The organism is Asticcacaulis solisilvae, assembly GCF_017875235.1.
Taxonomy (GTDB): domain Bacteria; phylum Pseudomonadota; class Alphaproteobacteria; order Caulobacterales; family Caulobacteraceae; genus Asticcacaulis; species Asticcacaulis solisilvae_A.
In genome coordinates, this window is the sequence record NZ_JAGGMI010000005.1 from 177,627 (window position 1) to 194,538 (window position 16,912).

Consider the following 16,912-nt stretch of genomic DNA (forward strand, 5'->3'; position numbering starts at 1 on the left):
GTAAGATTTCAGTCGGGGTCATATGCCGGTGATATGTGGTCGCACATCCGTGCCTTGCCAATCCGCCAAAATGTTCTATCTTTGTTCTCGCGCTGGATATATGCATCCGGTGCAAAGTGCAGAAGGATAGTGAGCGTGGGTATGTGTGGCAGGTATGGCGGCCCAGCAGAGTTAGCGATTTATGCGGGCTATTTTGACCTGCCGGCGCCGTTCGCGAACCTGAAGCAAGCGGATAATGATATGCACCCGAGCCGTAACGTGACAGTGCTGGCAAAAAATCGCGAAGGTCAGTTTGCCCCCGTTGAAATGCGATGGGGGTTGATACCCTCTACCTTTTCAGGCCACATCGCCGACTGGTCCTTTAACACGATGAACGCCAGGCTTGAGACTGTTGAAACGGCTCCGGCTTTTGCCAAACCATGGGCAAAGAAGCGCCGCGTCATCATTCCGATGGAACGCTATTTTGAGTGGCTTCCGGCGAGCAACGGGCTTTTCGGCAAGACGAAGAAAAAGCAGCGGGTGGCTATCACCAGAGCGGATGGCAAGCCCATGGGCGTGGCTGGTATCTATGATCATGCGGTGACGCTAGATGGTCCGGTTCTTTCTTGCGCCATGCTTACCCGCGCGCCTGGCCCTCGCATGTTGGAGGTACATGACCGCGAGCCGGTCGTCATCGATCCGCAGGAGTGGAAAGCCTGGCTTAATGGGTCAGATGACATTGACGTCTTTTCCAGCTGGAAAGACGACGCCTTTTCCCTGGAAGTCGCATAGCAGAAGGTACGTCAGGCTGACTCAGGGCCTTTCAGAGGTGCTGACGGATGCCGGCGCCGGGGTGCTTCCTTTGCAACCTCTGCCTTAGCCGCCTTCACAGCTTTGCCGACTGGCATTTCTTTATCCCGGCCAACGCTCTCCGGCTTCTTGTCTTCGCGAAGGCCTTGGAACGACGGGTGCCGCAACCGGCCTTCCGGCGTCCATTCGGTAAACTCGATTTCGCACACAAGCTTGGGCTCGATCCAGGTTCCGCGGCCCACATCGGGCGGGAGCTTTTTGAACGGCTTCGGGATGACGGATAGCCCTTCGATCTTGGCCATGATTTCTGCCTGGCTGTCCTGATTGAAGCCGGTGCCGACCTTGCCAGCGAACTTGAGCTGGCCCTGGTCGTAATAGCCGAGAAGGAGCGAGCGGAAATCCCGCCCTGCCTTGGAGTCAGTGTAACCCACGATCAGAAACTCTTGTCGCTTGTGGCACTTGACCTTCAGCCACGCCTTCGACCGCTTGCCGGTATAGGTTGAGTCGATCCGCTTGGAGATCAAGCCTTCCATTTCCAGGCTGCAGAGGTGCGGCAGGAAGTCTGGGTTTTCCGCGAAGTGCTCGCTGTAAATGATGCGGTCGTTGAGATCGCGCCCTTTCACCAATCTTTCCAGTTGGCCTTTGCGTTCGAGGAGCGTCTGTTTCTTTAGATCCTGTCCGTTCAGATGCAGAAGATCAAAGACGTAGTATTGCAGGTTTTGGCTACGCTCGGCGCCAAGCTCGTCCTTCAGTTTTGAGAAGCTGGAAGCGCCGTGCTCATTTAGTGCTACGATTTCCCCATCGATGACCGCGCTTTCCACATCGAGGTCCTGTAGGAGCTTCGCCAGCGCTCGGTATTTGCGCGTCCAATCCAAGCCGGATCGCGAGTACATGGTGACCTTGCCGGCATCGATCACGGCCAAAGTGCGATAGCCATCGAACTTGACCTCGTGCACCCATTCAGGGCCTTGCGGCACCGCGTCCGCTAATGTCGCGAGTTCCAATGACTCGAAACCGGGTGCCTTGGACGAACTTGCCAGGTTCTTAGCAACAATATTGCGGGATTGATCGGGCACGGCATCCTGCCTTTCAAAAGAGCGAGGACGGCCAGGTAAACACGACGCACATTGTTGCGGCGTCAGGTAGCGTTCTGCATTGGTCGTCTCGCATTTTCCGAGATGCTGAAACGATGACAGGGGAGGCATAAGTTCTCAGTCGGGATTTCACATTAGCTGGTTTGTTGGTCGATCCTGTCCATTTCGGTTAGGGGTGACTTCGCCTCCTTGGCGAGATAACGAAGGCGTTCGCAGACCAGCGCGCGGGTGTCTTTGTGGTAGCTGCCGCTCATCAACTCCATGCGCTGCGTCTTGATGCTTTCGGGGATGCTCGAGATCGCTGGCAAATTGGTCATGCGAAGTCATTCGTCGCGTAGCCTCTGAGGTGGGTTGCCACTGTCAGCCTGTCCGACACAAAAAAGCCGGCCGGAGCCGGAAGTGGTAAGAGTAGACGGGCAGGCCTTATCAAGGGGGACGAGTGGAGCCAGCCCGCCGCGTGCTCGAAAGCACGAGCAACCTATGTTATGGCGGACGTAAAATACTGATGCGTTCCCCGGCTACAAAATAGGCTTATCCACATAGGAACGGCTCAGATACCGTTCATAATCCCCTAGCACCATCTAACCTGGAGTACACGTCTGATATGCGTAACTCAAAATCATCGATTAACGGAGTCATATAGTGAATAACCTCTTCCACTGTCTCAAATTTGGTTGGCAGCGAGGCTATTCCGGCAAACATTTGGGCAGCTCCACCGACCTGTATCGGAAAAACGCCACGCAAGGCTTGCCCTAAGAAGTCGCGAGAAAGTTGGATGACAGCGATCCCAGGATAGTATTGGCCTGGACCGCCAGATCTCAGTTTATGATTAATTCTCTCCTCTTTAGGTATTTCCCAATACTCATAGCTAGCCTTTTCAAGCTTTCCTAGCAAGTTTTTAAGGCCAGAAGAATTTACCTCGTCCTTTGTGCTGACCTTTAGAGCTTTAAGGGAGGTAACCTGCACATTCGTAAAATTTGATGCTTCCAGTGCTCCGCTTTGGAAGCCGGATTCTGCCAGCAAAATACCTCGATCCGCACCAATATCATGGACTATTTCTCTCAGCCCCATGACATGCAGTTTAGTTACAGGTCTTCTCCAAGCTTTACACTCGACTACCCAAGTGATTTTGAATCCAGCGTGATCAATGTTCACGAGCACGTCGATGTCGTGGCTAGTTCTTACCCCCTGAACCGCTACATCAGTGGCCGCATCCCAACCAAGTTTGTGAAAAAAATCACAAGCTTCTTGCTGATACTCTCTCCAAGTTGAAGTCAAGTTTGCCCCCATGTCGAGCGATTAAGGGAGGGACATTAGAGGGTGCCTCTAGTGTCTGCAAGAAGTGCTAACGGAGCCATCGCTATGCTCTGACACCAACCCGTCAACTCAGGTACCAAGCGTGCAATTCTCCTCCGGACTCAGGGAGCCCGTACACGGCAGCGTCTGATATCTGGCGTCGTGGTGCGAAAGTGCCCGACTTGAGTCTGTACGACTCGGAAAATGGCCTTAGCGGCGATTTAAATGAAAAGCCCCGGCATCTCTGCCGAGGCTCTTTGACTGTGGCGGGGCGACACGGTGGAGGCGGCCTAGATTTGCGTCCATAACCGCCTCCTGGCGTGTTCCATCCCTACATGGATCAAATCATATTCATCCTGGTGTAAATTGTAGATGCTGTTCAGCCCGTTAGTTGCTTAGCTGGAGGCAGCAGTTCTCGCAGGTTGACTCTCCGCTCGCAGTGGTAGAGTTCTTTGTAATGAGCCCCGAGTCGCCCTCCTACCAGTACGTCGCCTACATCGATGAAGCTGGGGATCCAGGTCTAAGTAAGGTTTGGCCGCGCAGCGCGAATGGCGCGAGCGAGTGGTTCGTCATAGCCGGTGTGCTCGTGCCAGCTGACCTTGAGAGTTCCGTTTCAGACTGGGTGTCTGAAATGATGGTCGCGATGAATAGTTCGCAAATGAAAGATTTGCATTTCAAGACATTGACGGCAGATCGTAAACGGCAGGTCTGCCAGATTCTGGCCGAGAAACATGTTCGCTGCTTCGTCGTCGCCTCCAATAAGCAAAATATGGAGGGTTACGTTAACCCGCGGGCTTGGCCACGAACTTTGATGTCGCCTCCGGACAATTGGTACTATTGCTGGATGACACGGGTATTGCTGGAGCGCATGACCGACTATGTTTCCAAGCACTCACGAAAGAAAACAGGAGAAATCGGAAAGATCAGGCTGGAGTACAGCGAGCGAGGGGGGTTGCGCTACACGCAGATGCAAGCCTACTACGATTTCATAAATATCAAGAGTGCGGGCGGAACCAAGGACCTATACCTGCCGTGGGGCCATGTCGATTTCAGAACAATGGATCGGAGGCTTCTACATGTCTACAGCCATAGATTTCGGCCAGGTTTAAAGCTGGCAGATATCACAGCCAGCGCGTTCTTCCGCGCTATGGATGCAAGACACACGTCCGAACCTGATCCTACCTACGCTAAAATATTGGTTCCCCGTCTCGCGCTCGAGCCTGAGACAAAAGCTATAGCCGGTTATGGTCTAAAACTTCTTCCCAGTTGGGGTAAACTGGATCGTTTCGAAGTGCCAGACTCGAAACGGGCGATATTCCGACACTGCGGCTACCCCAAGCAGTGGTGGCAAAAAGTGGTGGAACCCGGGCCGGTCTAATCCGCTGCCTTTAGGTCAATCTCAGTATCGACCGTGCTACACGGACGCCAATCAACTTGGCCCCGGAGGTTCCGGCGAACCACCATTGATAGAATCCCATGCGGGAGTCGCGCTGTCAACGCACTATTACGGAACGATTTGCGGACTGGAAATTACGCTACTGCATAGATGAATAGACTCCCGAATCGTGGCTTCATGCACCTGCTAGGGCAGCACACACGGAGTGATCCGATGTATGACTCGCGTTTCATCGATAAGGCCTTCCGAAACCAGGCCATCATTCATCGCCATATGCACAAGACGGGCTGCACTCTGGCAGGGCAGCCGCTGTGGACTGATCAAGAAAACGCGGAGCTCCTCAAACATTACCCGAATTATGAGCACCTTTCCGGTGTACTGATCCGAAGAACAAAAAGGGCAATGCAGGAACGTGCGCGTAAGCTTGGCTTGGTCAAGCCACGACGCGTGTGGTCGCTCACCGAAGAAGAGAAGATGCCGCCTCCGTATAAGGGTGGCGCTCCAATGTCTGAAATAATTCAAAGCCTCGACAACAAAAATAAGCAGCAAGTTTATTCAAAGGCGAACCATCTCGGCGTGCGGCGCCCAAGACGGCGTCCAAGGCCAACAGGGATGCCGATTGTGGATATGATCCGCGACCGAAACTTCGACAATGGAGACAGTCCGGCAGATTTGAATGTTTGGACCAACCGGAAGACATATTGGACGCGCCCGAGGAAATACGACTGGAAAGCAATTTCTCATGCTTTAAGGATACTGGGAGGGAGAATTGTCCCGATATGGCCTGACTAAAGCGTTTCCGCCGTGGACGCCTGAGGAAGACGAATTAATTCGTCTTCACGCGCCGAAATATAAGTATCTGCAACAGCTCCTAGTGCGACGCACTTATGCTGCCGTTAAGACGCGAGCTCGCAAGCTTTGCCTCGGGTCGTCCGTTCGATCATGGGAGCCTTGGGAAGACAATATCCTCCGTGACCACTATCCCAATTACGACGCCATCGTGCAGCGTCTTAAACAACGCAGTAGGGAGGGCGTTCGCGCAAGGATCAATCGTCTAAATATTCACGTAGCCCGGCGCACGTGGAGCAAGTCTGATCTAGCTATTATCAATACCCTTCATCTTCAGGGTGTTCCCAAGAAGGAGATAGCCAAGCGATTCCACGACGTAACAACAACATCGATCTTCAACGCAATTTATACCTATGGAGACTCACGCGCACGGACGCCGCGTGAGAGTTCGCAAGTGATGTCGTCGATTTGTGCTCGGATGAAAAGGCTCGGAATAATGCGGTCGCACTATGACAAAGCTAATAATACTTCCTTTTACTTTTCAGGGGGCGGAAAAATCGTGATCCCTAAGCTCGTGATCCGTGCGATCGAGGATTTGGGCGGCACTTTCCAAATTGAATGGGATGAGAAATAAAACCTCCGGGCATAATTCGCTACCTGCCTATGGCTAGATGTATATGTACCCCCCTCAACCGATACCGTGGGAAAGTGTGAATAGCCCCTGACGGTATCGCTTAAGGCTACCGTGAGCCTGTTTTTGACGATTTGACCCGCCTAAACCGATACCGTCATCAGCCTCAACCGATACCGTGTTCTAAATATCGATGTTCGCCCAAGCCCGGATCTGTAACGAAACTAAGCCAACTGCGCACGCTGTTCTACTCAGGGACAAACCGCCCCTCCATCCGCATTGTTGCTCGGCGGCGGCGAGTCTTGACGTACTAAAGTGCACCGCCTACGGTCGTCGTACTTTCTGAGGGGGGGGATATGAAAACGCTATTTGCAACGTTCTGTTTTGGCCTGGCCGTGTGCGGCGGGTTCTTAGCAACGGTACCAAGTTACGCCGAAAGCCAGGGCAAAGAATGGGTTGCTGCTGACTTGAGGGAGTTCGACGACATTCTGAATAGGGATGTCTTGCCGCTGTTCTCGTTGATGAGCACAACTGTAGAGCTTTCGGGGTCAGATCAACTAAAAGCATGTGAAAGCGCCAAGAAGACGCAGGCCCAGGCTGGAGTAGCGATCAAGGCTATCAATGTTCTCAACGAACGCATCAAGGCAGAAGGCAAGGACTTGTCGCGCTTTGCTGAGGTCAATGAAAAAATAACTGACCTGAAAACACTGATGCCCGAAATGGTTGATGGGATTTGTAATGGCGAGGTTGCTTCACATGGCTACGTCGAGGATTTCGCCGAGCTCAATGAGGCCATGACTTTAATGGGGCAATATTCAACAGCAATATCCGCCAGCGCCGAAGCACGGTCTGCCGGCGACAAACCAAGCGCCTGCGCCAAGCTGAAGCAAGCCGGCGCGGCGTTTAGCACGTTCAAAGCCAATCTGGCGCAATGGAAGGCCAAGCCATCCAACGACCCCGACGCAATAGCGGACCTGGATAAGCTAGACGCGAACTTCACCGAGTCATGGGCAGGAGCCAGCCAATTCCTGGCAACGTGTCCTGTATCATAGGCTGCTGGGTTTTAGCCTGCCGGAGGGGCGATGCCCAATATCACAGTTCGTCGAAACGTGTTGCTTGGGGCCGCGCCCGTGCGGTCGCATTTGAAGCACGTCAACCGGTACTGGGTCGCCTTTCGATCCTTTCGGGAGAAGGCCGCTTCCTGGGCCTTCTCGACAAAGCCCGCGGCGATTAGCCGTTTGACGGCCTCCGATGCAGTGTTGGGGCGAATGTTGCACTCTGAAGCAAGGTTGTCGATCGATGCGCCGAGATAGCCATTATTCTCGCCGTTGTACCGGCGCATGATCTGCATTAGCACGGCGCGGTCAGACGGCATCAGGGCGAGCCAGGCCGGGCTATCCATCAGGTAGTAGAACAGCCTGACGAACGGCGGGCCGCTTTTGCGCCTTCCTGTGGCGTCATGTCTTGCCATTTCGGCAATCCTCAAATGGAAAAACGGCGGGCCTCGGTGCGCCCGCCTAGTTGTCGTGGTCGGTTAGAACGGCAGGGCGGTGTTTGGGGCGCTGTCGTAGTCGTCGGGCAGGGTGTAGGCGTCTGGGCGCCTGTCTCTCGGTCCGCTGCCTGAGCGATGCTCCTGGCCGGCCTGTGAGGCGTGCGGAGCCGTCGACGCACCGCTTTGCCGGTGGTCGTGGTGGCTGCGCATTTACTGCCCGGTCCCTGCAGGATTGGCGCGGTAATAGGCGCGCAAGGCCAGGATGGGTTCGCGAGGCATTTCCCACAGGTGGTCAAGGAAGCCGGTTTCCTTGGCATCCTCAGCGGTGCGGTAATAGCTGTTGACCTGCTCGGTGACGTACTGGCTGCCCTCCAAACTCGCGGCAACCAATTCCACAGCCGCAACCTCTTCGGCCCGCGCCGCTGGTGCATATTGCGTTTCGTCGTAGTCAGGCGCTTTCAACGTAGCTTCCGCCACTTCATTGCGGCGTGCGAAAGCTTCCTTATGGGCGTTAATCAGGTCCCAGATATTGCCGCCGTTTTCAGTGGTGATCGTAGGCTCTTCCTCGGCCTCCGGTGCTGCGAAGTGACAGAGGGATTTTAGGAAGGCCTCGGCGTCGTCGCCGTGTTCGAACACCTCACGCTGAAATGTGGGCGAGCCTGCCGCGAAAACGAGTATTGCCGTTGCCTCGGCTGCGGTTGCGCACCTGTGGTCTCGGATGGCGTTTGCAGCTTCGGCAAGCTGTTTGATGAGGTAATCTGTCCGCGCCTCTGCATCCTTGTACGCAGCTTCCCCGTCACCTTGTCCATAGCCGCATAGCTGGCTTCGCAAGCTTGGTCGCAGGCCTGAAAAGCGCTGATCTTGGCCTCAACGGTCGCGAAGTCGGAAGCATTGCGACGGCGAAGCCCGGCCATTGCGCGGGCTGGGTCGGCCGTGACGGCTTCAGCCAATGTAATGACGAGGCTGTCGGGTATCGGGATCAGGTTATGAAGCAACTCCGAGCGCGACGCGAACTCACCCGCATGAAGCTCAATGGCGATTTTATCGGCGTTGTTGCCGTTCGACAGGCGATGATATGCGAGACGAAGAGCGCCCATCATCTCCGCCTCGTCGGTTTCGTTGAGCCGCTTTTGCTCGTCCGGTGTCGGCTCGCCTGGGTGATCGGCGGCGCTCATTGCGGCCAGCATTTCGCGGCAAGCGCGGCGGTGAGATATTATCAGGTCGAGGCAGGCGGGGGAAAGAGCGCCGTGGTCGTCGCCTTCGTTGATGAGGTGGGCGCCGTCGTCGTGCAGTTGGATCAGGACGGGGTTTGCAGGTTGCTTGGTCATGGTCGTGCCTTTCGGGCATGGGGCCGCGCTGGCGCTCGGAGGCGCGCGGGGCTGGATAACTGGAAAGGTCGCCCGCTTGGCTCGGTTAGCGCTGGCGGGCGCTGATGTGGCTAGAGAACGCGGCCAATAATGTTGTGCGGGAGGTGGCAGGCGAGCGTCCGGACGCGTTGGGTCCCGTCTGCGCTTACCATCGTTACGCAGGGGCTTCCCGGCCATCCTGGGGCCAATTCATCGGCGTCTACCGCGTCGCTATAATCGATGCGAACCGTGTGGCCGTTGCCGAGCAATAGCAGTTCCCCAGGCGGGTATCGATCCTGCCAGAAAGCAACCTTGCTTTCGGTCAAGGCTTCAGCGCGGCTCACTTTACGTGACTTGGCGGCGAGAGCGTAGAACCCCACAACATTCAGTTTTCCGCCCGATAAGCGCTTGATGGCGTCTATGTGGTGTTGCAGGGCGTCGGCATCGTCCAGCGAGGGCGCCGCTTGGGCGGGGGCTGGGGCAGCGGCGAGCGCTCCGAAAAAAGGCAGAGCTGCAAGGATGCTGCGACGAGTGCTTTTAGTCATGATCGCCTCCTATTCCGCAGCCATCAGGAAGCCGGCTTCGTAAATCTTATGGACGGTTTCGGCGTCCGAGTTGCCGTAATCGAAATCCGGGTCGTTGTAGCCAATGGTTGGGGCATCGACATGAACCCAGCCGTCAGCCGTTTCCTTGCCGTCCTCGAAACGGAACCAGTGGCCCAGTACCGGGCAGAGAAAGGCGTGGTCGGCGCGATAAGCTTCGATGGCCTCGGCTTCCGAAGCGAACTCGCCGGGATTGTCGGCCATGAACTGAGCGACCTCCGTAGAGCCTGGCTCAATAGCATCGGCGCGGACGTTAGCGACATACGAACGCCAGCTTGTTGCGGGCGGAGTCGTGGTGGTGATAAGAGTGAGATTAGCCATGATTTGATCCTTCTCCGATCAATTTGGTTAGGGCCGGTGGAGAGGTTGCAGCCTCTCACTGGCCTGTTTCCCTTTTTGGCATATCTGCACTTAAAGTGCAATGCGAAAGGTAGCCATTCAGGAGAATAATTGCACTTTATGTGCAGATCATGGTATGGTGACGCCATGGATATATCTAGCGCGCAATGTCGAGCGGCCCGCGCCCTCGTAAATATGAAACAGCAGGACTTGGCCGACGCCAGTCGTGTGAGCAAGCGGACGATCGTCAACTTTGAACTGGATGCGGCAAAGCCCGTTCCATCTACTTTAGACGCTCTTAGACGCGCTTTGGAGACAGCTGGAGTAGAGTTCATCCCCGAGAACGGCGGCGGCGTTGGCGTGCGCCTTAAATCACCCGGTTAGGACATGTTGCCTTGATGATATCGGCGTTCTCCTATAGCTTTAGTTAAAATGGAGGGGCGGGATGAAGATCATGTCGGGGTTCATGCTTGCCGTGCTGGCGCTATTTAGCGCCCAAACAGCACAAGCAGCGGATGAAATCAGTTTGTTCAATGGTACAGGCGAAGCAACGGCCTACATTGCCGTAGACGACGGGCTCACAATTTACACATGGAACGGAAAGCCTGTGGCTTATCTTGATCCTGTACAATCGGGAGGCTTCAATATCTACGGCTTTAACGGATACCACCTCGGTTGGTTTTCGGATGGTGTTGTTTGGGACCATAATGGCGACGCGGCGTGCTCGGTAAAAGAACGCCAAGGAACGACCCAGTTTGAGCCGTTTAAGTCGTTCAAGGAATTTAAGCCTTTCAAGTCCTTTAAAGAGTTCGCTCCATACAAGCCGACACTATCCAACTCGTTTGGCACGCAGCCGTGCAGCCTATTGCTCGCACGAGGAGCGAGTTGAGATGCCGCGAGCTTTCAGGGTATCCGTCATGCCTAACGGGGGAGTGGACGCAGCGCGCGTGGCACTTGTAGAGCAGCCGGCGAACAAACGCGGCTTCTGGGCCTAGCAAGCATCTTGTTTACGATCTGGCTTATAGTATTTGCGATTGCAACTTTTTGCAGCCTCGCGAGACCCCTCGCGAAGCATTGGGCTCATGTTTGGCAAAGGATAAAATCGCTCGCAGCGGCTTTCCGGTCTGTTCGTGTTCCTGGCGCTCTTATCTACCTTGTCTGCTATCTAAGTTTTGCGTTGCTGGCTGGTTTTCTATTTGCGCCCAAACAAGAGGCAAAACGCGAACTGCAATATGCCGCTATGTGCGCAGACGGGACGCGCAGTTTTAGCACGGGCCAAGGTACATGCTCGTGGCACGGCGGCGTCGCATATTATTATTGAAGCATGTGGTGGCTGCCCAATGACTAGGACCCGTAAACCATCATTGCACGCGATTGCGATAAGTCTCGCCAAAGCTGGCGTGCCATTTCGGATTACCCAAGGTCGGGATGGCGCGACCACGCTTGAAACAGGCGTGACGATGCAGCCGATCGAGGAGCCCAATCCCTGGGACTCAATTTTGGATCTCAACCCGGATGAGATGCGGAAGTGGCGTGAAGAGAGCTCAGCTAGAAGGAAAGTGGCCCGGAGATGACTGAGTGGCCCCGCGTCAAATCTGTGAAGCAAATTGTCGATGACGGGCTATTCCCGGGCACGGAACGACAACTCATCGATCTCGCGAAAAAGTATCAAATAGGGCGCATGTTCGGCCGCATGGTCGCTTTCACAGATCAAGACTGGGCGGATTTGTTGGAGCGCCTCCCTGTGCCTGGCCAGTCTGAACAATCTCGCTCATGGTCCCGCGCCGAGGCGCCGATGGCACCGGAAAAGGCCTATCGGCTTGCTTTAGCCATGGCTGAGAAGGGAAGGCCGAAAAGCGCACGCAGCGGCGCGTGAAAAGCCCAGCGGAGCAAGCGGCTGCAATGCGTGAGCGTCTCAAAGATCGGAACAAATGAGCCTGGTGCCCAGGTTGCCGAGGGGCGTGAGGTTCGGAATAGCGAAACACTATTCGTGATTATGATGAACGACTAACCTGTGGTACGGTCAAGGGGTGAGTGACACGGTGAAATTCTGTCGGCCGTAGCACTGCCTGATCCGGTTTAAGCTTGTCGGGTTAGGTGGGAGCGCAATGTAGGGTTCATGGACAGGCCTTACCTCACGCAGCGGGAGTTTCGGCTCCCGCTTTTTTATTGGTGCTCGCGAATTACGATCTGATCCTTGCGGCGAAGTTTTGCCATGTGGCTGTCGCGTAGGCGATTGAACGAGGTCACAAATATTCGTCCGTCTCGCGTCCCCTTGATGCAGGCGCGGTAATTGTACCCTCGAAAATACGTGTCTGAGTACACAGAGATGATCGTTCGGTCAGTGTCCTGGCGCAACTCGCCAAACGCGAGGCATGGCGGTAGGACCCGGTAATCCACCTCATCTAAGTCTGGGTGATGCTCACGCTGTTTTTTGACGGTGTCCAAGGAAAGCCAAACACGTCCCCGCCCGCAACCGATCGCGGCGGCAATTCGCTGTTCGAGATGGCAAACGATGACATCGTCAATCCGCTCGTCGCGGTAAAGACCCAAGAAATGGTCAAAATTCATGATTCGGCATTGTCACCGACAATCGGAGCGTGAGTCAAACAGTCGGCGGGTCATCGCACTAGAACGCGCAAACTCGCCGCACCCGCCCGTCGTCATCCCACTTCGCCACCGCACTAATTGACCTTGTCGTCAAGGCGTTGAGAAGGGGTCACGAAGGCCCATATGAAGGCAGCGATCCAGCCAACGACGGTCCACCCCATAAAGATCGTTAAAAACCATATTGGCAGTGCGTTCGGGTGCTTTCGGTGGTTGGCCACCAATCCCGGCGTGATCCAAAGCGGTATCAAGATCACCAGAACAAAAAATGCAGCGATATGCCAAATTGAGACGGCGCCCATATTCCCCCCTTGCGGCTTACGCCGTACTAGTTGCTACTCATCGAAAAAGGCACTGTAGCAGGTCTTTTCAATTCGCGCGTGCTTATCCCACCTCGCCACGTACACCACATTTCTCGCCTTGCGGCGCGATATAGCAAGCCGTTCTGATAGCGTCGGATTTGTCCCATTTGCGGACGTAGATTGCATTGCCCGTCGCGACCTGGTGACAGGATAGATTACCTACGACTGACGTAACAATCGCCAACGTCCGGCCGTAGCGATCTTTACCAACGCGCTCGATCTCAACTGTTCCGAAGCTGATTGCCTTAGCTAGGCTGTCACGGCTTCGGATCGGATCGCCCGGGACACATACACGCCCCTTCGGCTGGCACGGCCCCATCTCCGGCGCGTCGATGGCGAGGAGGCGGATACGCTCGTCGCCGCAGCGGATCGAGTCGCCGTCTGTAGCAATCGGCGTGCACGTGAGGACGGCGACTAGAAAAGCGATCACACCGTCGGTCCCAGCGAGGCAATCCACGTGATCATTCTGGAAAGATGGTAGGCGTACCTGTCGCCGTATTGACTGACGGTAAAGCTTACTAGCAAGAGCCAAGGGACCAAGAAACATGCGCAGATGTAATAAGGCAGCTTGCTCGATACTTTGCCGGGCCCGTGCGGTGGCGATCCGAAGGTAAGTTCGTCAGGATATCGTGATGCGATCTCGCGGACTTTTTTCCACCAGACATCATACATTATTCGCGCGGCATGAACGCCAGTCATCGCCAATATCGACAGGGCAGCTCCCATTGTCGGGATTGCAATGATCACCCAATCAATTAGGTCAACATAGTTGGCGGCCTTGCCGGACAGGCATAGACCGTAGGCGGCGAACAAAATAGTTTGCGGCACAAACAGCCAGTTTAGGCGTTCGTGTGCCCATGCCTTTTCGCGACGGGCCGCCTCCACGAATCGCTCCCATATTTCCAGATCACGCTTAAATTCAGCGCCCTGATCCGCTTCGTTCATCGATTGCCCCCACAAATGAACATTGCCCCCTCATCCGTTAAGCCAGCCGGCAGTGGGAAAGCGTCACACTTCTGAGCCATTCAGGCAACTAGCGGAACGCAATTTGCGCATGGTGTTACTCGCGGGGCACGTCATGAGGGATCATTCACAGGCCACGCCATCACCGTCTCTATCCATTTTAGGCCTGTACCCAGGCTCACCGCGCTTCAGAGGAGCGGCGCCCACTGCTCGTGCCTCAGAGCAATTGGCATAGTAGACCGATGACTGCATCAGGCTCTGCGCCTTCGCTGGCTTGCGGGGCTTGGCAGAGGATTGCTGAGGCCGTGACGAAGCTGGCGACCGGCCTGAGCCATGGCAATGATAGCCGCCGCGCTTCCGGTCGTTATGGCAGCCGTACTTATCCAGGCCGCCACCGTGGGCGAACGCATCGGCCGGCGCAATCGTTGCCGCCGCCACCAACAACGCGATCAGAAACCGCATTTCGCCTCCCCAGGCATTTTCGTATTAAGGGAGAATAGGGAGGATTCAATCAGAGATGCAAGAGCACGCTCGCATTTTAAAGAAACGTCGTTATTCTGGGCCACGCAGCTAACAACGCAAAAGCCGAACGGCATCGATCCACGCGATAGCTATAAGCTTGGCTAAAGCCGAGGTGACGTTTCGCATCATTCAAGCCCGGGATGGAACAACTACACTGGAGACGGGTGTTACGGTGACGCCGGTTGAAGGGCCAACCCTTGGGACTCAACTCTTGACGCAAGCCCCGGAACAACTGCGGAAATGGCACGGAGACATCGCTCCTGAGCGTAGGCCGGAGCGCAAATTTACGAATTTAGTTAAAAAAGAGGGTTAACAGACTCGCATTTTGTAAAAAATTAGGCAGTATGGGGGTGCGGCAGCCTACAATAGCCGCGGACTAGACCACAGAGGCATGAAGATGGATATTCATCTGATTGTTTCGGTGGATATATCCGTCACCGGTCAGCTTGTCATAGCTTTGTTGGCACTGGCGATGCAGCCGATCCGGCGACGGTAAACCGAAACAGGGGCTCGCAGTCATACCGGCTGCGGGCTCTTGTTGTATATCTAACTGACCTTGGTTCAAAAACGATGAAGGTCAGAAAGCGACACGGCAAAATCGTATGTTTACCGTTAACGAAAGCTTAACCACAAAATAAAAAAACCATCAACACGAGAATCTCGACTCGCTGCATTTTGTTGTGAGAAAACGTTCAATTGAGCAAGAAATATGCCCTCGATTCTGCGAAACGTAACCTGATATCTCCAATCAGCTTATATTACAGGCTATGTGTCTTCAGCGATGAGGCAGCGCTGTTGTCCCGATGTCGTCCACATAAAGGGCCAGTGCTGAGGATCAAGGATTAAACTGGGAGCGTTTGCGTAACCAGATAATTAGCCAACTGACAAAATGAGCCAGACACGACCTTACAGCGGCCGGAGAATTTTCGACGGTGGGCGGATCTATAGGAGGGCAAGCACGAGGAGCGCCATCATAAGATTTACCCGTTTGACTAGCCTAACATTGAATCGGGTTGCTCTCAGGCCTCTAGAAGTTCGGCTCTACATACGTTGCCCAAGCCTCCATGATCTTACGGCGCTTCTCAAGTCCGTCAGACCGCCAATACGCCTCCTCGGTGTCGTCTGCGACCTTATGGGCTAACGCCATTTCTGCAAGTTCACGCGGGAACGTGGTTGCGTCTGCAACCCAATCCCGAAACGAAGAGCGGAAGCCGTGCACGGTGGCGTCATGCTTCATCTTGCGCTTCAATAGCTGGTACATCGTCCCCGATGATATCGGCCTACCGGGTTTCAGCCCCTTAAACACGTAGCCGCCGCCGGGCGCGCTTTGATCAGCCGGCGTTCGCATCTCCGCCATGAGGGAGAGAATTTCCATTTGCCGACCGGTCAGCGGCTCGCGGTGAAGCTCGTTCATTTTCATGCGTCCCGGTGGGATGGTCCAGACGCGCGCAGCATGGTCAATCTCATTCCACACCATGTCTTTGACTTCGGTGGTGCGCTTCGCGGCCAGGATCGTAAATTCTAGGGCTAGTGCGCTTACAGTCTCGATGCCACGCAATTCGGCAACCAGTTCCTTGACCTTCTCGTGGGGCTTGGCCTTGTGATGGCCGCGCACAAGTCGGCGCTTCCATTGCGGCAGCATGTGATCAAGGTTCTCTTTCCACCGGGCCGGGTTCTCGCCTGTCCGCAGGCCCTTCACCTTAGCAAATGCGAGCACACGTTCTATTCGGCCGCGCAGACGTGAAGCGGTCTCGTGCTTGGTTAGCCATATCGGCGCCAAGACGCCTTGAACATCGATGTTTGTAATGTCGGCAACGTCTTTACCCCATATCGGGGCGCAATACTCTTTCAGGGTATTGCGCCACTGCTGGCGGTGCTTGGCGTTCTTCCAGCCTTCTTCCTGGCCGTCCACGTAGGCGGTTGCGCAGGCCTCGAACGTGGCGGCTGTGCGTCTGGCCTCTGCCTCTGCCCTTTCCCGATCGCCGCGCCCTTCCTCGTCCTTCTTGGCGGCTTCCAGTTCTCGTCGAATCTCTATCGGGTTTAAGCCATCGATCTGATAGACCCTGCGCCATGTGTCACGGTCGGCGCGGGCCGCGTCCAGGCTGATGGAGGGGAACGGGCCTAAGCCCATCTCCTTGAGCTTACCTTCCCATTTGAAGCGAAAGACCCACGACTTAGCACCCTTGGCGCTGACAGAAAGATAAAGGCCGTTTCCGTCGTTATGATAGCCGGGTTTCGTTATCTGATCGACCGTGGTGTCAGTCAGGCGCTCGCCCGCCTTGCGACGCGGCTTCTTGCTCCGTGCGATCTCCGCAAGGTTCGCTCCGCGTCCCGGTTTCTTTCGAACTACATCGCCCGTCATGACAGCTGCCCCATACTTTGGCCCATACTTTTAGTTTGCACGGACATGACAAATACATACAGCCGGGCACGGCCCATTGGCAAACCATCTGAACGAATTACTTATTTTTTGGGCACTCCTGACATTTGTACACAGCGAAAAACAAATGTTGGGCGGACACCCTCTCCGCCATTCATTTAAATATACACCGCTCGTGCGAGGTGGGATCGAACCCACGGTAAAAGCAAAAATGCGGGTTCGTAACCGGAGCATCGCAGATGCGCAGGTTCGGCGGAGCGCAGCGGAGCCAATCCCACCCTCGTTCCGAGCTCCATAGAATCTG

At 55.2% G+C, this 16,912-nt stretch carries 25 protein-coding genes; 10 read left to right on the forward strand and 15 right to left on the reverse strand.

Translation table 11 applies throughout. The features are described from left to right. Positions 1–141 precede the first annotated feature (141 nt). Positions 142–771, forward strand: coding sequence for an SOS response-associated peptidase (locus J2X24_RS10575; RefSeq protein WP_245344630.1), 630 nt, complete (start codon positions 142–144; stop codon positions 769–771). A gap of 11 nt (positions 772–782) precedes the next feature. On the opposite strand, the gene ligD is transcribed toward J2X24_RS10575, so the two are convergent. The 3 genes from ligD to J2X24_RS10590 form a co-directional block, all read right to left on the reverse strand. Next, positions 783–1,865: a non-homologous end-joining DNA ligase gene (gene ligD / locus J2X24_RS10580; RefSeq protein ID WP_209720763.1), complete on the reverse strand. Its 1,083-nt coding sequence runs from the start codon at positions 1,863–1,865 to the stop codon at positions 783–785. A gap of 152 nt (positions 1,866–2,017) precedes the next feature. After that, positions 2,018–2,200 (reverse strand): hypothetical protein, encoded by a 183-nt coding sequence (locus tag J2X24_RS10585; RefSeq protein WP_209720765.1) that lies wholly within the window; start codon positions 2,198–2,200, stop codon positions 2,018–2,020. A gap of 244 nt (positions 2,201–2,444) precedes the next feature. Continuing rightward, positions 2,445–3,161 carry a restriction endonuclease gene (locus J2X24_RS10590; RefSeq protein WP_209720769.1) on the reverse strand — a complete coding sequence of 239 codons (717 nt, stop codon included), beginning with the start codon at positions 3,159–3,161 and terminating at the stop codon, positions 2,445–2,447. A 475-nt stretch (positions 3,162–3,636) separates the two neighbouring features. On the opposite strand from J2X24_RS10590, the gene J2X24_RS10595 reads away from it, so the two are divergent. The 4 genes from J2X24_RS10595 (at position 3,637) to J2X24_RS10610 (ending at position 7,047) form a co-directional block, all read left to right on the forward strand. Beyond that, a complete protein-coding gene (locus tag J2X24_RS10595) occupies positions 3,637–4,557 on the forward strand; it encodes a DUF3800 domain-containing protein (protein WP_209720772.1) in 921 nt (306 codons plus the stop codon). A 231-nt stretch (positions 4,558–4,788) separates the two neighbouring features. After that, positions 4,789–5,367, forward strand: a complete 579-nt coding sequence (locus J2X24_RS10600) for a hypothetical protein (protein WP_209720775.1) — start codon at positions 4,789–4,791, stop codon at positions 5,365–5,367. Further along, the gene (locus tag J2X24_RS10605) at positions 5,345–5,998 is read left to right on the forward strand and encodes a hypothetical protein (protein ID WP_209720777.1); all 654 of its coding nucleotides are present in this window, start codon (positions 5,345–5,347) and stop codon (positions 5,996–5,998) included. The genes J2X24_RS10600 and J2X24_RS10605 overlap by 23 nt, the downstream gene beginning before the upstream one ends. 353 nt (positions 5,999–6,351) lie before the next feature. Continuing rightward, on the forward strand, positions 6,352–7,047 hold the full coding sequence (locus tag J2X24_RS10610; protein ID WP_209720780.1) for a hypothetical protein: 696 nt from the start codon (positions 6,352–6,354) through the stop codon (positions 7,045–7,047). Between the two features lie 11 nt (positions 7,048–7,058). Here the strand turns inward: J2X24_RS10610 and J2X24_RS10615 are convergent, their stop codons facing one another. The 6 genes from J2X24_RS10615 to J2X24_RS10640 all read right to left on the reverse strand — a co-directional run bounded on the left by J2X24_RS10615 (position 7,059) and on the right by J2X24_RS10640 (position 9,756). Next, the gene (locus tag J2X24_RS10615; RefSeq protein WP_209720783.1) at positions 7,059–7,466 is read right to left on the reverse strand and encodes a winged helix-turn-helix domain-containing protein; all 408 of its coding nucleotides are present in this window, start codon (positions 7,464–7,466) and stop codon (positions 7,059–7,061) included. A 63-nt stretch (positions 7,467–7,529) separates the two neighbouring features. Next, positions 7,530–7,697: a hypothetical protein gene (locus J2X24_RS10620; RefSeq protein WP_209720786.1), complete on the reverse strand. Its 168-nt coding sequence runs from the start codon at positions 7,695–7,697 to the stop codon at positions 7,530–7,532. Beyond that, entirely contained in the window at positions 7,698–8,123 is a 426-nt protein-coding gene (locus J2X24_RS10625; RefSeq protein WP_209720789.1) for a hypothetical protein, read from the reverse strand. It abuts the gene before it with no gap. Further along, complete coding sequence (locus J2X24_RS10630; protein WP_209720792.1) at positions 8,087–8,815, reverse strand: hypothetical protein; 729 nt, start codon at positions 8,813–8,815, stop codon at positions 8,087–8,089. The genes J2X24_RS10625 and J2X24_RS10630 overlap by 37 nt, the downstream gene beginning before the upstream one ends. Positions 8,816–8,925: 110 nt before the next feature. Next, complete coding sequence (locus J2X24_RS10635) at positions 8,926–9,378, reverse strand: hypothetical protein (protein ID WP_209720795.1); 453 nt, start codon at positions 9,376–9,378, stop codon at positions 8,926–8,928. Between the two features lie 9 nt (positions 9,379–9,387). Next, positions 9,388–9,756, reverse strand: coding sequence for a hypothetical protein (locus J2X24_RS10640; RefSeq protein ID WP_209720798.1), 369 nt, complete (start codon positions 9,754–9,756; stop codon positions 9,388–9,390). Between the two features lie 165 nt (positions 9,757–9,921). On the opposite strand from J2X24_RS10640, the gene J2X24_RS10645 reads away from it, so the two are divergent. From J2X24_RS10645 to J2X24_RS10660, 4 genes are all read left to right on the forward strand, one after another. Next, a complete protein-coding gene (locus tag J2X24_RS10645) occupies positions 9,922–10,158 on the forward strand; it encodes a helix-turn-helix transcriptional regulator (RefSeq protein WP_209720801.1) in 237 nt (78 codons plus the stop codon). A 61-nt stretch (positions 10,159–10,219) separates the two neighbouring features. Next, entirely contained in the window at positions 10,220–10,663 is a 444-nt protein-coding gene (locus J2X24_RS10650) for a 4-fold beta flower protein (RefSeq protein WP_209720804.1), read from the forward strand. Between the two features lie 288 nt (positions 10,664–10,951). Then, entirely contained in the window at positions 10,952–11,095 is a 144-nt protein-coding gene (locus tag J2X24_RS22930; RefSeq protein WP_425353175.1) for a DUF3761 domain-containing protein, read from the forward strand. A gap of 249 nt (positions 11,096–11,344) precedes the next feature. Then, positions 11,345–11,650 carry a hypothetical protein gene (locus J2X24_RS10660; protein WP_209720809.1) on the forward strand — a complete coding sequence of 102 codons (306 nt, stop codon included), beginning with the start codon at positions 11,345–11,347 and terminating at the stop codon, positions 11,648–11,650. Between the two features lie 290 nt (positions 11,651–11,940). Here J2X24_RS10660 and J2X24_RS10665 read toward each other — a convergent pair whose 3' ends face one another. From J2X24_RS10665 to J2X24_RS22935, 5 genes are all read right to left on the reverse strand, one after another. Continuing rightward, entirely contained in the window at positions 11,941–12,345 is a 405-nt protein-coding gene (locus tag J2X24_RS10665; RefSeq protein ID WP_209720812.1) for a hypothetical protein, read from the reverse strand. Between the two features lie 113 nt (positions 12,346–12,458). After that, the gene (locus J2X24_RS10670; protein WP_209720815.1) at positions 12,459–12,683 is read right to left on the reverse strand and encodes a superinfection immunity protein; all 225 of its coding nucleotides are present in this window, start codon (positions 12,681–12,683) and stop codon (positions 12,459–12,461) included. An 82-nt stretch (positions 12,684–12,765) separates the two neighbouring features. Then, positions 12,766–13,173 carry a thermonuclease family protein gene (locus J2X24_RS22750; protein ID WP_310003320.1) on the reverse strand — a complete coding sequence of 136 codons (408 nt, stop codon included), beginning with the start codon at positions 13,171–13,173 and terminating at the stop codon, positions 12,766–12,768. Beyond that, positions 13,170–13,688 carry a RipA family octameric membrane protein gene (locus J2X24_RS22540; protein ID WP_245344607.1) on the reverse strand — a complete coding sequence of 173 codons (519 nt, stop codon included), beginning with the start codon at positions 13,686–13,688 and terminating at the stop codon, positions 13,170–13,172. Before J2X24_RS22540 ends, J2X24_RS22750 begins: the two co-directional genes overlap by 4 nt. A 141-nt stretch (positions 13,689–13,829) precedes the next feature. Next, a complete protein-coding gene (locus J2X24_RS22935; RefSeq protein ID WP_404977822.1) occupies positions 13,830–14,144 on the reverse strand; it encodes an excalibur calcium-binding domain-containing protein in 315 nt (104 codons plus the stop codon). On the opposite strand from J2X24_RS22935, the gene J2X24_RS22545 reads away from it, so the two are divergent. Then, positions 14,040–14,333: a hypothetical protein gene (locus J2X24_RS22545; protein WP_245344608.1), complete on the forward strand. Its 294-nt coding sequence runs from the start codon at positions 14,040–14,042 to the stop codon at positions 14,331–14,333. The genes J2X24_RS22935 and J2X24_RS22545 overlap by 105 nt on opposite strands. A 922-nt stretch (positions 14,334–15,255) precedes the next feature. Here the strand turns inward: J2X24_RS22545 and J2X24_RS10685 are convergent. Next, complete coding sequence (locus tag J2X24_RS10685; protein WP_209720824.1) at positions 15,256–16,590, reverse strand: tyrosine-type recombinase/integrase; 1,335 nt, start codon at positions 16,588–16,590, stop codon at positions 15,256–15,258. Positions 16,591–16,912 lie beyond the last annotated feature (322 nt).

Bases quoted from the DNA above. Each gene is read 5' to 3' on its own strand.
- J2X24_RS10575 (WP_245344630.1), top strand. From the start codon at position 142: ATGTGTGGCAGGTATGGCGGCCCAGCAGAGTTAGCGATTTATGCGGGC.
- J2X24_RS10585 (WP_209720765.1), bottom strand. From the start codon at position 2,200: ATGACCAATTTGCCAGCGATCTCGAGCATCCCCGAAAGCATCAAGACG.
- J2X24_RS10595 (WP_209720772.1), top strand. From the start codon at position 3,637: ATGAGCCCCGAGTCGCCCTCCTACCAGTACGTCGCCTACATCGATGAA.
- J2X24_RS10600 (WP_209720775.1), top strand. From the start codon at position 4,789: ATGTATGACTCGCGTTTCATCGATAAGGCCTTCCGAAACCAGGCCATC.
- J2X24_RS10610 (WP_209720780.1), top strand. From the start codon at position 6,352: ATGAAAACGCTATTTGCAACGTTCTGTTTTGGCCTGGCCGTGTGCGGC.
- J2X24_RS10615 (WP_209720783.1), bottom strand. From the start codon at position 7,466: ATGGCAAGACATGACGCCACAGGAAGGCGCAAAAGCGGCCCGCCGTTC.
- J2X24_RS10620 (WP_209720786.1), bottom strand. From the start codon at position 7,697: ATGCGCAGCCACCACGACCACCGGCAAAGCGGTGCGTCGACGGCTCCG.
- J2X24_RS10630 (WP_209720792.1), bottom strand. From the start codon at position 8,815: ATGACCAAGCAACCTGCAAACCCCGTCCTGATCCAACTGCACGACGAC.
- J2X24_RS10635 (WP_209720795.1), bottom strand. From the start codon at position 9,378: ATGACTAAAAGCACTCGTCGCAGCATCCTTGCAGCTCTGCCTTTTTTC.
- J2X24_RS10640 (WP_209720798.1), bottom strand. From the start codon at position 9,756: ATGGCTAATCTCACTCTTATCACCACCACGACTCCGCCCGCAACAAGC.
- J2X24_RS10645 (WP_209720801.1), top strand. From the start codon at position 9,922: ATGGATATATCTAGCGCGCAATGTCGAGCGGCCCGCGCCCTCGTAAAT.
- J2X24_RS10650 (WP_209720804.1), top strand. From the start codon at position 10,220: ATGAAGATCATGTCGGGGTTCATGCTTGCCGTGCTGGCGCTATTTAGC.
- J2X24_RS10660 (WP_209720809.1), top strand. From the start codon at position 11,345: ATGACTGAGTGGCCCCGCGTCAAATCTGTGAAGCAAATTGTCGATGAC.
- J2X24_RS10665 (WP_209720812.1), bottom strand. From the start codon at position 12,345: ATGAATTTTGACCATTTCTTGGGTCTTTACCGCGACGAGCGGATTGAC.
- J2X24_RS10670 (WP_209720815.1), bottom strand. From the start codon at position 12,683: ATGGGCGCCGTCTCAATTTGGCATATCGCTGCATTTTTTGTTCTGGTG.
- J2X24_RS22540 (WP_245344607.1), bottom strand. From the start codon at position 13,688: ATGAACGAAGCGGATCAGGGCGCTGAATTTAAGCGTGATCTGGAAATA.
- J2X24_RS22545 (WP_245344608.1), top strand. From the start codon at position 14,040: ATGGCAATGATAGCCGCCGCGCTTCCGGTCGTTATGGCAGCCGTACTT.
- J2X24_RS10685 (WP_209720824.1), bottom strand. From the start codon at position 16,590: ATGACGGGCGATGTAGTTCGAAAGAAACCGGGACGCGGAGCGAACCTT.